This window comes from Pseudomonas sp. 3B-A001-10F, from assembly GCF_056313565.1.
Window position 1 is genome coordinate 1 of the sequence record NZ_JBQYFW010000036.1, and the last position, 13504, is coordinate 13504.

13 protein-coding genes are annotated in these 13504 nt (G+C 60.2%); 2 read left to right on the plus strand and 11 right to left on the minus strand.

Annotation, left to right across the window (positions count from 1 at the left end; genetic code table 11):
- The coding region (locus AC0ZWN_RS24480; RefSeq protein ID WP_476336960.1) for an integrase core domain-containing protein at positions 1 to 97 on the plus strand (97 nt) is incomplete at its 5' end.
- A 316-nt stretch (positions 98 to 413) separates the two neighbouring features.
- Here AC0ZWN_RS24480 and AC0ZWN_RS24485 read toward each other — a convergent pair.
- The 10 genes from AC0ZWN_RS24485 to AC0ZWN_RS24530 form a co-directional block, all read right to left on the minus strand.
- The gene (locus tag AC0ZWN_RS24485) at positions 414 to 1124 is read right to left on the minus strand and encodes a PqiC family protein (protein WP_093430158.1); all 711 of its coding nucleotides are present in this window, start codon (positions 1122 to 1124) and stop codon (positions 414 to 416) included.
- 177 nt (positions 1125 to 1301) lie between these two features.
- A complete protein-coding gene (parC, locus tag AC0ZWN_RS24490) occupies positions 1302 to 3566 on the minus strand; it encodes a DNA topoisomerase IV subunit A (protein ID WP_093430157.1) in 2265 nt (754 codons plus the stop codon).
- A 7-nt stretch (positions 3567 to 3573) separates the two neighbouring features.
- Positions 3574 to 4107, minus strand: a complete 534-nt coding sequence (locus tag AC0ZWN_RS24495; protein WP_460089646.1) for a retropepsin-like aspartic protease family protein — start codon at positions 4105 to 4107, stop codon at positions 3574 to 3576.
- Positions 4108 to 4109: 2 nt separating this feature from the next.
- On the minus strand, positions 4110 to 5111 hold the full coding sequence (locus tag AC0ZWN_RS24500; protein ID WP_476336921.1) for an esterase-like activity of phytase family protein: 1002 nt from the start codon (positions 5109 to 5111) through the stop codon (positions 4110 to 4112).
- A 333-nt stretch (positions 5112 to 5444) separates the two neighbouring features.
- Positions 5445 to 6434 (minus strand): esterase-like activity of phytase family protein, encoded by a 990-nt coding sequence (locus AC0ZWN_RS24505; protein ID WP_093430156.1) that lies wholly within the window; start codon positions 6432 to 6434, stop codon positions 5445 to 5447.
- The gene (gene parE / locus AC0ZWN_RS24510; RefSeq protein WP_095047278.1) at positions 6434 to 8341 is read right to left on the minus strand and encodes a DNA topoisomerase IV subunit B; all 1908 of its coding nucleotides are present in this window, start codon (positions 8339 to 8341) and stop codon (positions 6434 to 6436) included. The genes AC0ZWN_RS24505 and parE overlap by 1 nt, the downstream gene beginning before the upstream one ends.
- Positions 8342 to 8391: 50 nt before the next feature.
- The gene (locus tag AC0ZWN_RS24515; protein ID WP_476336923.1) at positions 8392 to 9000 is read right to left on the minus strand and encodes a YqiA/YcfP family alpha/beta fold hydrolase; all 609 of its coding nucleotides are present in this window, start codon (positions 8998 to 9000) and stop codon (positions 8392 to 8394) included.
- 255 nt (positions 9001 to 9255) lie between these two features.
- Complete coding sequence (gene cpdA, locus AC0ZWN_RS24520; RefSeq protein WP_476336925.1) at positions 9256 to 10071, minus strand: 3',5'-cyclic-AMP phosphodiesterase; 816 nt, start codon at positions 10069 to 10071, stop codon at positions 9256 to 9258.
- Between the two features lie 99 nt (positions 10072 to 10170).
- Positions 10171 to 10623 carry a DUF1249 domain-containing protein gene (locus AC0ZWN_RS24525; protein WP_042557354.1) on the minus strand — a complete coding sequence of 151 codons (453 nt, stop codon included), beginning with the start codon at positions 10621 to 10623 and terminating at the stop codon, positions 10171 to 10173.
- Entirely contained in the window at positions 10614 to 11231 is a 618-nt protein-coding gene (locus AC0ZWN_RS24530; protein ID WP_093430152.1) for an NUDIX domain-containing protein, read from the minus strand. The genes AC0ZWN_RS24525 and AC0ZWN_RS24530 overlap by 10 nt, the downstream gene beginning before the upstream one ends.
- Before the next feature lie 228 nt (positions 11232 to 11459).
- Between AC0ZWN_RS24530 and AC0ZWN_RS24535 the strand changes: the two genes are divergently transcribed.
- Positions 11460 to 12206 (plus strand): RsiV family protein, encoded by a 747-nt coding sequence (locus AC0ZWN_RS24535; protein WP_476336926.1) that lies wholly within the window; start codon positions 11460 to 11462, stop codon positions 12204 to 12206.
- Here AC0ZWN_RS24535 and cytX read toward each other — a convergent pair.
- The gene (cytX, locus tag AC0ZWN_RS24540) at positions 12175 to 13467 is read right to left on the minus strand and encodes a putative hydroxymethylpyrimidine transporter CytX (protein ID WP_016985682.1); all 1293 of its coding nucleotides are present in this window, start codon (positions 13465 to 13467) and stop codon (positions 12175 to 12177) included. The genes AC0ZWN_RS24535 and cytX overlap by 32 nt on opposite strands.
- Between the last annotated feature and the right edge of the window lie 37 nt (positions 13468 to 13504).

Below are 13504 nucleotides of genomic sequence, written 5' to 3' on the forward strand. Positions count from 1 at the left end.
GATGGTGCGGGAGGCTATTACGATCTACAACCAAGAGCGGCCGCACCTTTCCTTAAAATACAAAACGCCCGATGCGGTGCATCGGGCGTTGGGGTGAATAGGTGTAAACCTATTTCAGGACTAGACACGGTGTTATCGAGATTGCAAGCACCCTGAAAAGCCCCTCACCCTAGCCCTCTCCCACAGGGAGAGGGGACCGATCCGGGATTATTGCCGGAATACACCGACCTGCACGTCCTGCTTTGAATCCATAACCGCCAGGATCGTTCAGGTCGATGCATGGCGCCAGACATCTCGGTCGGCCCCCTCTCCCACAGGGAGAGGGCTGGGGTGAGGGGCTTTTGATCTTTCGCGCAGAACCCCAGACACAACAAAGCCCGCACAAGGCGGGCTCTGTTCTGACTCGATCCAGCTTAGAAGCGGAACACTTCCATATCTGTCCGAATCGGCGATGCCATCGGAATCTTCGGTTGTTTCTCTGATTCCGCCGCCGGCGCTGCCGGTTTTGGTGCCGCTTTACGCGGTGCCTCGGCCACCGGTGGCTGATTGGCCAACGGCTTGAGCGCTACCGACAATTGCTCGGCCAGACGCTGCAGCAAAATGCCCTGGGCCTGAACCTGCGAAGCGGTACTGCCGGCATGCAGTTCTTGCAGATGAACGATGCGGTTATCGCGCACCTGACCACGACGATCGATCAGACGCCATTGAGCATCGAGAATCGCCGGTTGTTTCTGGCCAGAGTCCAGACGCGTGATGGTCAGCAACACCTGCACATCCGGAGTGAACCCCGTAGTGGCCGGTGCCAGCACTACACGCTGGCTGTCCAGATGGCCAGCAACCTGACGCATCAGCAACTGATCGATATCCGACGAAAGGCTGCCAGCCCAACGACCGTCTGTCGCTGCCTGCAGACTGCCATCGGGTTGACGTTGCAGCAATGTCTCACGTTGCAGGTAATCGGCTACGACTACCGGACCCAAAAGAACCGCCATGCCCGCGCTTTGCGCAGGCTGAACCGGACTTCCGCTGTCCAGTTGATACAGCGACACCGGCTGGTGAACGCTGCAACCCGCCAGGCCCAAAACGCCGGCGAGCAGGAAAATAAGGGGGCGCAGAGCAGTCATCATCCCGTCCAGGTGGCCGCCACAAGGCTGACCACAGTGAAAATACTCAATAAATATGAAGAACGCTCGGCCACGCCGGCGCTTGGAAAGGCCATATCATCCGTGAATATGCGTTCCGACTCCAGCGCCAAAGCGTCGATCTACGCGTTAAATCGTAGATCCAACGCTCTAGGGCGCCTAATTGAGGTTTTCGACGAGCAGCGCATCCACTCTCTGGAAGCCCCTCGGCAGCTTATTGCCACGACGCCCACGCTCACCTTTGTAGTGTTCGAGGTCATCGGCCTTCAGCGACAGGGTCCGTTTTCCGGCCTGCAGCACCAACGTGGCGCCTTCCGGAAGGACGGCGATGTCCGTGACATATTCTTCGCGACTGGCCACACGCTCACCGGAAATACCGATGATCTTGTTGCCTTTGCCCTTACCTAATTGTGGCAGATCGCTGATTTTGAAGATCAGCAGGCGACCTTCGGTCGTGACCGACGCCAGCCAGTTGTGCTCACGATCGGCCACCGGACGCGGCGCGATGACTTTGGCGTTGTTCGGCAGACTCAACAGGGCTTTACCGGCCTTGTTCTTGGCTTGCAGGTCTTCGCCCTTGACCACAAAACCGTAACCGGCGTCGGAAGCGATCACGTACAACGCGTCGTCTTCCGGCATCAGCACGCATTCGAAGCTCGCACCGGGCGGTGGTGTCAGACGACCGGTCAACGGCTCGCCCTGGCCCCGAGCCGATGGCAGGGTGTGCGCGGCCACCGAGTAGCTGCGGCCGGTCGAGTCGATAAACACCGCAAACTGGTTGGAGCGCCCCGCTGCCGAGGTCTTGAAGCCGTCGCCGGCCTTGTACGACAGGCCGGTGGCGTCGATGTCATGACCTTTGGCCGAACGGATCCAGCCTTTTTCCGACAGCACCACGGTGACTTTTTCGTTCGGCAGCAGATCGTGTTCGGTCAGCGCCTTGGCTTCAGCGCGCTCGACGATTGGCGACCGACGGTCATCGCCGTAGGTTTCGGCGTCTTTCAACAGTTCAGTGCGCACCAGCTTCTTCAGCTTGGCTTCACTGCCCAGCAGGGCTTGCAGCTTGGCTTGCTCCTTGAGCAGTTCGTCCTGCTCGTCGCGCAGCTTCATCTCTTCCAGTCGCGCCAACTGACGCAGACGGGTGTCGAGGATGTAGTCGGCCTGAATCTCACTGAGGGCGAAACGCTCGATCAGCTTGGCCTTCGGATGCTCCTCGGTACGGATGATGTGGATCACTTCATCCAGGTTGAGGTAGGCGATCAGCAAACCGTCCAACAGGTGCAGACGACGCTCGACCTTGTCGAGGCGGAATTGCAGGCGGCGACGTACGGTCAGCACGCGGAATTCCAGCCACTCGACCAGCAGCGCTCGCAGGTTTTTCAGCTGCGGCTTGCCGTCCAGACCGATGATGTTGACGTTGACCCGGTAGGTCGACTCCAACTCGGTGCTGGCGAATAAGTGCTGCATCAGCGCTTCATGATCGACGCGGCTGTTGACCGGAATGATCACGATGCGGCACGGATTTTCGTGGTCGGATTCGTCGCGCAGGTCAGCGATCTGCGGGGCTTTCGACGGCTTGGCCTGCATCAGCGCGGCGATCTGTTCCAGTACCTTGGCACCGGACACCTGATGCGGCAGCGCGGTGACGATGATGTCGCCGTCCTCGACGTGGTACACGGCGCGCATGCGCACCGAGCCCTTGCCGGTTTCGTACATCTTCAGCAAGTCGGCGCGCGGCGTGATGATTTCCGCTTCGGTCGGATAATCCGGGCCCTGAATGTGTTCGCAGAGCTGCTCGACCGTGGCTTTCGGCTCATCGAGCAAGCGCACGCAAGCGGTGGCGACTTCGCGCAGGTTATGCGGCGGCACGTCGGTGGCCATGCCCACGGCAATGCCGGTGGTGCCGTTGAGCAGGATGTTCGGCAGGCGCGCCGGCAGCACCAGCGGCTCTTGTAAGGTGCCGTCGAAGTTCGGGCCCCAGTCGGCAGTGCCCTGGCCCAGTTCGCTGAGCAGTACTTCGGAATATCGCGACAGACGTGCTTCGGTGTAACGCATGGCGGCGAAGGACTTCGGATCGTCCGGCGCACCCCAGTTACCCTGACCGTCGACCAGCGTGTAGCGATAGCTGAATGGCTGGGCCATCAGCACCATCGCTTCGTAGCACGCCGAGTCACCGTGCGGGTGGAATTTACCGAGCACGTCACCGACGGTACGTGCCGATTTCTTGTGCTTGGAGTCGGCATCCAGGCCCAACTCGCTCATGGCGTAGACGATACGCCGCTGTACCGGTTTCAGGCCGTCGCCGATATGCGGCAGTGCACGGTCCATGATCACGTACATGGAGTAGTTGAGGTAGGCACTTTCGGTGAAGTCGGCCAGCGAGCGGCGTTCTACACCGTCCAGGCTGAGATCAAGGGGGTTGCTCATGCAGGCCTCATCGGTTCGTTGTCTGGCGCAGCAGCATGGTGCCACCGCGCTGAGTAAATTCAAGTTTGTTCAGGGCGCTCATGCCGAGCAGTACCTGATCGCCATGCAGCCCCGGCGCCACCAGTGCGCGGACGTCGCGCAGCACGATGTCACCGAGTTGCAGGCGGTCGATTTTGGTTCGATAGCCCTGGCTCAGGCCATTGGCCGTGCTCAGGGTCACACCGAAACCTTCTTCCAGCTTCAAACGCTTGGCCAGATCCGCCGGGATCGCCACATCGGTTGCGCCGGTGTCGAGCATGAACTCGACCGGTTCGCCGTTGATCTGACCGCTGGCGACAAAATGCCCTTGGGCATTGCCGGCCAGCTTCACCTCGATAAACCCTTCGCCCTGCTCCGAACTGACCACGACGTTCGGATTCTGCTGGCGTTGCTCCCACTGGCCAAAAAACCGCGTCGCCAGAAACAGCGCCGCACACCAGGCCAGAATCATCAGCACCCGACCGGCGCGCTTGCCCGGGGGTTGTTGTCGTTGTTCACCCATACTCATTGAATCCAGCCGCCCTCAGGCGCTGCAAAGCGCCACACAATTGGGCGAGACTCGCCATCGGCGCGGGTTGCAAAATTGTTGTCGACGCCAATCCACGCGCCTTGCGCGTCGACCAGCAACGCCTCGGTCAGTCCGTGTTCGGACGCATATTGACGATTCGGAACCAGTGCATCCGTAGCGAATGACCAGCAGCGTTCCTGTTTACCCGTCAACATTTCATGCCGACAGATTTTGAAAGCGTTGCGATCCAGGAGAAACAGTTTGTTATTGAATAGAGCAATATCCGAAAAATCCTTCTCTACCGGTTTGGAGCCTGGAAATTGCGGCGGTTGCGGCGCCAGTCCTCCCTCGGTCATGAGCACACAAATGGAAAAACAGTACCATTTGTTATCAAGGGGAGGAGTCAGTAGCCGCCTGATTTTGACCAACCCTCTTTTTTGCCGCTCTGCAGCCAGCCAGATTTCACTGCCAAGAATGCCGGAAACCGCCAAGCCTTCAAACAACGCATTGGCGTGCGTAGCCAGCCCAGCCTCTCGCGCCATAGTCAGCACCTGCGACGAGATGCGCAACCAGGCCAGTTCTCCACTGGGTGAGATCTTGAGAATGGCTGAATACGTTTCACTGAGAATGTAGCGATTCTGGCTAGCGTCGCAGGTGATCCCTTCAAAGTCCAACGCACCGTTACCCGCAAGCGACCTGAAAAAGCTCTGGGTTTTCATGGCCAACGTCCGGCCGGGATCTTCAGGCACCGGTGGAACATTAATCAAAACAGCCTCGGCCTTCCACACCTTGTCTTGCTTATCGAGCCGGTAGATCCGGTCGTCGTCACGATCCGACACCGTCCACAACTGCTCGCCACACTTGGCCAGCCCGGACAGATTGCCTCCGCGCATCCCCTCCACCGGATGCTCAGAAAGCAACCGCAGTTCCGGGTCGGCGGCCAGTCCCAGCGAACTCCAGACAAGCAAAAAACCCGCAATAAAGAGGTTGAGTTTCATCATTGAATCTCCCGCAGTCGGCGTTTCAAGTTTCCCCGAGCCTTGCACGACATGTCGGAATTCAACGATCACACTACTTTCTCGACAGCATTGCTTCAGAGCTTCATTGTCTGCACTTCATGGCTCGCTGTTCAATCAGCGGCCAGCGCAGCAAACCTGTAAATCATCCAGCGCGCCTTGCTTCCGGCACACCCTCCAAAACCTGCGCGAGTGAGCCACCTCAAGCGTTCTCACTCACAACGGCCAGGGCCGTCCCGATTGGAGTATTGCAGCAGTTTCCTGATCTGCTCACAGATCGGCAAATACCCGTCAGCAATACTCGGACGCAGTACGCTAAGGCTTGGCGCTCCAGCCACCGTCAGGCGCTGCGAAGCGCCAGACGATCGGCCGAACCTCACCGTCGGCCCGCGGGCCGAAATTATTGTCGACGCCGACCCACGCACCATCAGCGTCAACGATCAGCGCCTCTTCCAGCCCGAAGTTCTGCGAATAACGGCGGTTGGCCTGCAACAGTTCAGCGGCGTACGACCAGCAACGCTCGACCTTGGCGGTCTGCGCATCGCGCCGACAAATCTGAAAGGCGTTGCGCTCAAGGGTAAACAATTTGCCGTTAAACAATGAAAGGTCGGAAAAGTCCCGGTCGACCGCTCTGGCCTTCGGGAACTGCGGCGGCTGCATTTCCTTGCCGCCCTCGCTGAGCAGCACGCAACGACCGTCGCAATCCCACACCGTCTGCTGGCGCTTGATCAGCAGCAAGCCACGGCTTTGCCGTTCGGCAGCCAGCCACATCTGATCGCCCGCCGGATTGATCGCCAAGCCCTCGAAGATCGCATTGAAATGCAGGAGCATGCCGCTGGCCCGTGCTTCGCGAACCATCATCGGCGAGATCTTCAGCCAGTTGACCGGGCCGCTGACGGGCACCTGCAAGACTGCCGCATGGCCCTCGCTGACAATGTAGCGATTGCCGGCACTGTCGCAACTGATGCCTTCGAAATCCAGGTCGCCACCGCGCACGAACGATGCGGCCCAGTTGCGCGAGCGCAACCCCCACGGCAGACCGGTCTCCGGCACCAGGGGCACGTCGATGTGCAAGGCTTCGGCCTGCCAGACCTGATCGGCGGTATTGAGCCGATAGATCTGATCGTCATCGCGGTCCGACACCGTCCACAACTCGCTGCCGCACATGGCCAGCCCCGACAGGTTGCCGCCGCGCATGCCGTCGACCGGGTGCTCGGAGAGCACGCGCAATTCCTGCAACGGCTCGGCCGACACGCCCATCGCACTCAGCAGCAACGCACCCGCCAAGGCCCAGCCAAACCGCATCAGGCCAGCACCTCGGCGAGGTTGCCTTTGGATTCGAGCCAGGTCTTGCGGTCACCGGCGCGTTTCTTCGCCAGCAGCATGTCCATCATTTCCGAGGTTTCGGCGAAGTCTTCACCCAGTGTCAGTTGCACCAGGCGCCGAGTATTCGGGTCCATGGTGGTTTCACGCAACTGCGGCGGGTTCATTTCACCCAGACCTTTGAATCGGGTGACCTGGGGTTTGCCGCGTTTCTTCTCGGCGACCAGACGGTCGAGAATGCCGTCGCGCTCGGCTTCGTCGAGGGCGTAGTAGATTTCTTTGCCCAGGTCGATGCGGTACAGCGGCGGCATCGCCACGTAGACGTGACCGGCATCCACCAGCGGGCGGAAATGCTGGACGAACAATGCGCAGAGCAGCGTGGCAATGTGCAGACCGTCGGAGTCGGCGTCGGCGAGGATGCAGATCTTGCCGTAGCGCAGCTGGCTCATGTCCGCCGCACCCGGATCGACACCGATGGCCACGGCGATGTTGTGCACTTCCTGGCTGGCGAGTACTTCGCTGCCGTCGACTTCCCAGGTGTTGAGGATCTTGCCGCGCAACGGCAGGATCGCCTGGAACTCTTTGTCCCGCGCTTGCTTGGCGGAACCACCAGCGGAATCACCTTCGACCAGGAACAGCTCGGAACGCATCGGGTCCTGCCCGGCGCAGTCCGCCAGTTTGCCCGGCAACGCTGGCCCCTGAGTCACACGTTTACGCTCGACTTTCTTGCTTGCCTTAAGACGACGACCGGCGTTGTTGATCGCCAGTTCCGCCAGGGCCAGACCGGTTTCCGGGTTGGCGTTGAGCCACAGGCTGAACGCGTCCTTGACCACACCAGAGACGAACGCCGCCGCTTCACGGGACGACAGTCGCTCTTTGGTCTGGCCGGAGAATTGCGGCTCCTGCATCTTCATCGACAGGACGAACGCGATGCGCTCCCAGACGTCTTCCGGCGCCAGCTTGACGCCGCGCGGCAGCAGGCTGCGGAATTCGCAGAACTCGCGCATCGCATCAAGCAGGCCCTGACGCAGACCGTTGACGTGAGTACCGCCCTGCGCCGTCGGGATCAGGTTGACGTAGCTTTCCTGCACCGCGTCGCCACCTTCCGGCAACCACAGCAGCGCCCAGTCGACCGCTTCTTTATTACCGGCGAAAGCGCCGCAGAACGGCTCGTCCGGCAGGCGTTCGAATTCGCTGACGGCGTCGACCAGATAGGAACGCAGACCGTCTTCGTAATGCCACTCGACTTTCTCGCCGGTGCCTTTGTCTTCGAAGCTGACCAGCAGCCCCGGGCACAGCACAGCCTTGGCCTTGAGCACATGTTTGAGGCGGCTGATGGAGAATTTCGGTGAATCGAAGTATTTCGGGTCCGGCGCGAAGTACACGCTGGTGCCGGTGTTGCGCTTGCCGACGGTGCCGACGATTTCCAGTTCCGAGGCTTTGAAACCGTCGTTGAAGGTCATCTGGTATTCGTTGCCGTCACGTTTTACGCGCACACGGACTTCGGTCGACAAGGCGTTGACCACGGAAATACCCACGCCGTGCAGACCGCCGGAGAACTGGTAGTTCTTGTTGGAAAACTTGCCGCCCGCGTGGAGCTTGGTGAGGATCAGCTCGACACCCGACACGCCCTCTTCCGGGTGAATGTCGACCGGCATGCCGCGACCGTCGTCGCTGACTTCCAGCGAGTGGTCGGCATGGAGGATGACCTGTACCGATTTGGCGTGACCCGCCAGGGCTTCGTCGACACTGTTGTCGATCACTTCCTGGGCGAGGTGGTTCGGCCGACTGGTGTCGGTGTACATGCCGGGGCGTTTGCGCACCGGGTCGAGGCCCGAGAGGACTTCGATGGCGTCGGCGTTATAAGAGCTAGCGCTGGGAGTGGCCATAAGGTCTCGTCGTCAATGTTCGGTGAAAAAAGAATTCATGGGGCCACAGCTCACAATGCGGAGAAATCGATGGCCTGATACAAATCGGCGCCAATGCCGGCAAAACTCAGCAACGCCGGCAATTGCCCGGCGAAACCCTGAAAACTGTGGTCGCCGCCGGCCTGAATACGCAAGGCGCAGGCGCGGTAATACTGCTGGGCGAGGCGATAGTCCAGTGTTTCATCGCCGGTCTGCAACCACACCTGATAACGCTGCGCATCCTGCGGCGCCGGCACTTCCAGTTCAGCCAGGGCCGTGACGTGGTCGTGGGTCAAATCCCAGGTTTCATCGGTATACAGGTTTTTCTGCGTGCCCAGATAGCCGTCGAACATCCGGTGCGGGCTGACCGCCGGGTTGACCAGCAGGGCTTTCAGGCCATGGCGCTCGGCCAGGTGAGTCGCATAGTAGCCGCCGAGTGAGCTTCCCACCAGCAGCGGGCTGCCCAGTTCGGCAATCGCTTGTTCCAACTGACCGATGGCTTCGCGCGGGTGATGATGCAGGGCCGGGACACGCAATTTGTCGCTCAAACCCAGCTGCTCCATCACGGAGACCAGCTGACAGGCCTTTTTCGAGGCCGGAGCGCTGTTGAAACCGTGGATATAGAGGATCGAACCGGACATTTGAGCTCCCTGGGTGTCGGCGAAAGATAGCGGAGTTTACAGGGAGAAAGCCCCTCACCCTAGCCCTCTCCCAAAGGGAGAGGGGACTGAATGGGAGGTATTCAAGAGCTACACCGACTTGAGCGAGCTTCAGCGAATCCATAATCGACACATTCTTTCAGGTCGATGGATGACACAATACACCTCGGTCGGCTCCCTCTCCCTCCGGGAAAGGGCTGGGCGGGCGGCGTTCCGATGAGGGCTATGATTTGTCGCTCAATAGCCGTTGGAACCGTAATCAACCGTGAAGGCAAAATCGCTGACGCGTTCAACCCCGGTCTCCAACCGCCCATCCGGCAACAACCGCAACCAGCGATACCCCGGCGCCTGCTCACCCACCTTAAAGTCCACACTCCCCGGCTCAAACTGAATGCACGTCGACGGCGAAGCCAACAAACGTACGCCGTTGCGAGCGCAGTCAATCTCCTGATGCACATGCCCCCACAACACCGCCCGGGCCTGCGGAAAACGATCCAGCACTTCGAAAAATGCCTCGGGATTGCGCAAACCGATCGGCTCCATCCACGCACAACCAATCGACACCGGATGATGGTGAAAGCACACCAGATGATGGCGCTCCGGCGCTTCGCTCAGCGAGCGGACCAGCAGTTGCAATTGATCGTCCTGCAGAAACCCCGGCACCGAACCCGGCACCGCCGAATCCAGCAAAGTCACCCGCCAGTTACCGATATCGACCACTGGCTCCAGCAGCGTACTTTGCACGGCGGCCTGGGCCATGATCATCGGCTCATCATGATTACCGGGAATCCAGCGCGCCGGGGCAGTGATTTGGGCGCTCATCTGGCGAAACTGCTGATACGACTCCAGCGTGCCGTCCTGCGAAATATCGCCAGTGGCCAGAATCAGATCGATCTGCGGCTGCTGCCCCAGTACCAATTCAATGACCTTTTGCAGGCTCTCGCGAGTGTTCATGCCCAGCAGCGTGCCGTCCGCTTCAGCGAACAAGTGGCTGTCGGACAACTGCACCAGCAGCGCCGTATCGGCGGAGGTCAACGTGGATACGCTCGGCAAGGCGCTCTCCCAAGGCAAAAGCACGGAATCGATCAAGTGCCGCAATTATGCTGGGGGATCAGTGAAAGAGGAAACCGCCGAACCGGACGCAGTTCACAACTAGCGTACGACTTCGTACTCATGCCCCAACGCCAGACAGTGACTCAGCCATTCCCCCAGGAACAGATTGAGCTGAGCCTTTTCATCCGGCTGATGCATCGCCGCGTTCGGGTAAGGATAGATGCCGCGAAAGCGTCGTGCGTGTTCGGCGCTGATCACTTCGGCCATGCGCGCATCGTGGTAGACCTGGACTTCCAGTTGCGGCACCGGCAGCCATGGCAGGCTGTGTTCCTGACGCACCTGCAAAGTGGTGGTGTACGGGCAGGTTTGCAGCACTTCGAGGGCCAGCACGCCGAGCATCTGCTCGCCCTGAGTGACGGCGATGCGCCGCGCCTCGGGTTCGTTGCGCATGTCCGGAACTAGTCGCATCAGGCGCGCGTAGTTGGCCTCGCAGGCGGCTTGCAGCCCCACGAGGTCGACTCGATAACGATCGCGCAGCTTGTTTACGACCATAACCCCCTCACTTCGGCGCGGTTCAGCGCCAGCCATTGCAAGGCGATGATGCTCGCCGCGTTGGCAATGCGACCGTCACGGACGGCCTGCAAGGCATCTTCGAAAGCCCAGACCGTGACGCGGATATCTTCTGCCTCTTCTTCCAGGCCATGTAGGCCGCCAACGCCTTCGGTGCTGCAACGCCCCAGATACAAATGCACAAACTCGTTGCTGCCGCCCGGCGACGGAAAATATTTGGTCATCGGCCACAGGGCCTTGATGTCCAGCCCAGCTTCCTCCTGCGCCTCGCGGTGAGCAACTTCTTCCGGTTGCTCATCCTTGTCGATCAGACCAGCGACCAGTTCGACCAGCCACGGATTGTCGGTCTTGCCCATGGCGCCGACGCGGAACTGCTCAATCAACACCACTTCGTCGCGCTGTGGATCGTAGGGCAACATGCACACCGCATCGTGACGCACAAACACTTCACGGTTGATCTCGCGGCTCATGCCACCGGCGAACAATTCATGGCGCAGGTGCAAACGATCGAGTTTGTAAAAACCCTCGTAGCAGCGCTCGCGTCGCACGACGTCGACGGTGGTCGGAATGGCGTTGGCAAAATCAGTCATGAGCATCCTCTTTACTGCAGATCCATTACGAGGTTGCAGTTGGTGACTGGCAACCTCGACTTCGCGCCATCCTAACGCGCCCGAACGGTTTGATGCAGCCCCTTTACCGTCAGCGGGATGGACGGTGGAGGCGAAACCCACTCTAATTAGCTTAGTGGCGAACTGACTGCTTCTGCGAGAGTCGAAGCGGATATCTTTTTGCCTTCCCCTGCTTTCGAAAGGACGCCCATGTCGCTTTTCAAAATTGCCTCCGTGGCCGCCATCGCCCTGACCCTCGGCGCGTGCGCAAGCCTGTTCCAGCCCAACTACCGCACACCGCTGGAAACCACCCGCGATGCGTCGGAACAACTTAAGCCTGGATGTTCCAACCCTGATTGCCCGCTGGTGAACATCGACACCCTGCGCTTCCCGGCCGAACCTGCGCTGGACGGCATTATCGAAAAACGCCTGCTGCAAATGACCCGCACCGAGAAAAACACCCCGGTTGCGCCAACCCTGGCGGCCTACCGCGAGCAGTTTCTGGCCAGCGCCGGCCCACGCAACAGCAGCTACCTGCAAGCGAAAGTACGTGAGCAGCATGACGGCTTGGTGATCATCGAACTATCGAGCTACCTCGACACCGGCGGTGCGCATGGCACACCGGGTCGCGGTTTCATCAACTATTCGCGCCAGCAGCACAAAGTACTGAACCTGTCCGACATGTTGATGCCGGGTCAGGAAGAGGCATTCTGGAAAGCGGCACAAGTCGCGCACAACAGCTGGTTGATCAGCACCAAGCTCGACCAGGAAGCGGACTTTGTGAAGAGCTGGCCGTTCGTGAAAACCCCGAACGTGGCGCTGACCTATGGCGGTGTGATCCTCAAGTACGACGTGAGCACCATTGCGCCTTACGCACTGGGCCACGTCGAACTGAAGATTCCTTACCCGCGTCTGAACGGCATTCTCAAGCCCGAGCTGTTTCCCGGCCGTAACTGAAGGCCCGGCCCAGCACGAGCTGCAACAGCCCTGCCAGCACCAGCGCCGGCAGGGTTGCGCCGACATCCGGATACAGATTCGCCAGCAAGTGGTAGGTGCTCACGCCGCCCAGCCACGCCAACAACGCCGGCCAGCGCAACGCGGCTGACGCGACCTGAGCACTACGCTTGCGCAGGATGAAGTGATCGACCAGCACCACGCCGAACAGCGGCGCAAACACCGAACCGATCAGCAACAGGAAATTCTGGTACTGGGCCAATGGCGCCAGCAGGGCGATCAGCGTGCAGATCACGCCGATGGCCAAGGCCAGATGTTCGACTTTCAGGCGCAACAGAATCCCGCTCGATACCGCTGCCGAATGAATGTCGGCGAAGGCGTTTTCCGACTCATCGAGCAGAATCAGCAGCAGCGGAATGCCCAGACCGGCGCCAGCCAGAGCCAGCAACAGCGCGTTGACTTCACCGCTTGGCGCAAAGGCCAGGGTGTAGGCGACGCCAAGGCTCATCAGCCAGAAGTTACCGATGAAGAAACCGACCGCAGTGCCACCAAACACATTCTTCGCGCGCTTGCCGAAACGCGAGTAATCGGCGATCAGCGGCAGCCACGACAGCGGCATCGCGATAGCAATGTCGAAGCCCACGGCGAACGGCATCGAACCGTCACCGGCACGCGACCAGAGATCGGCCAGATCGGCTTTGGCGAACAGGTTCCAGGTCAGCCAGAGGCACGCCGCCAGCAACAGCCAGATGCCCCACTTGCGCAGGATCTGCCGGACGAAAGTCAGCGGGCCGCTGACCGCGAGCAACGTCGCCAACGCACCGAAAAACAGTGTCCACAACAGCGGGTTCGACCACAACGAACCTTCGCTGAACGCGCGGGTACCGAGCAGGCTGGCCGCATCGCGCATGACGATGATTTCGAACGAGCCCCAACCGATCAGTTGCAGCAAATTCAGCAGCGCCGGCAGGCTCGCGCCCTTGCTGCCGAGGCTGAGTTTCAGCGCGGCCATCGATGACAGGCCGGTGTCGCTGCCGATCACGCCGACGGCGGCCAGCAACAGTACGCCGACCAGCGTGCCGAGGAAAATCGCCAGCAGTGAACCGGACAAGCCCAGGCCAGGCGCGAGCAATGCGCCGGTTTGCAAAACCATCAGGCCGATGCCGAGGGAGAACCACAGGGAAAACAGATCGCGACCGCCGAATACTCGCTTGTCGGCGGGTACGGCGAGGTCGGGGGAATAGGTGCTGGGTTGAATGCTCAAGGGTGTTATCTCAGAGGGACATTTGTTGTTGTGTTGA

Bases quoted from the DNA above. Each gene is read 5' to 3' on its own strand.
- AC0ZWN_RS24535 (WP_476336926.1), top strand. From the start codon at position 11,460: ATGTCGCTTTTCAAAATTGCCTCCGTGGCCGCCATCGCCCTGACCCTC.
- AC0ZWN_RS24485 (WP_093430158.1), bottom strand. From the start codon at position 1,124: ATGACTGCTCTGCGCCCCCTTATTTTCCTGCTCGCCGGCGTTTTGGGC.
- AC0ZWN_RS24525 (WP_042557354.1), bottom strand. From the start codon at position 10,623: ATGGTCGTAAACAAGCTGCGCGATCGTTATCGAGTCGACCTCGTGGGG.
- parE (WP_095047278.1), bottom strand. From the start codon at position 8,341: ATGGCCACTCCCAGCGCTAGCTCTTATAACGCCGACGCCATCGAAGTC.
- AC0ZWN_RS24500 (WP_476336921.1), bottom strand. From the start codon at position 5,111: ATGAAACTCAACCTCTTTATTGCGGGTTTTTTGCTTGTCTGGAGTTCG.
- AC0ZWN_RS24530 (WP_093430152.1), bottom strand. From the start codon at position 11,231: ATGACTGATTTTGCCAACGCCATTCCGACCACCGTCGACGTCGTGCGA.
- AC0ZWN_RS24515 (WP_476336923.1), bottom strand. From the start codon at position 9,000: ATGTCCGGTTCGATCCTCTATATCCACGGTTTCAACAGCGCTCCGGCC.
- AC0ZWN_RS24495 (WP_460089646.1), bottom strand. From the start codon at position 4,107: ATGGGTGAACAACGACAACAACCCCCGGGCAAGCGCGCCGGTCGGGTG.
- AC0ZWN_RS24505 (WP_093430156.1), bottom strand. From the start codon at position 6,434: ATGCGGTTTGGCTGGGCCTTGGCGGGTGCGTTGCTGCTGAGTGCGATG.
- parC (WP_093430157.1), bottom strand. From the start codon at position 3,566: ATGAGCAACCCCCTTGATCTCAGCCTGGACGGTGTAGAACGCCGCTCG.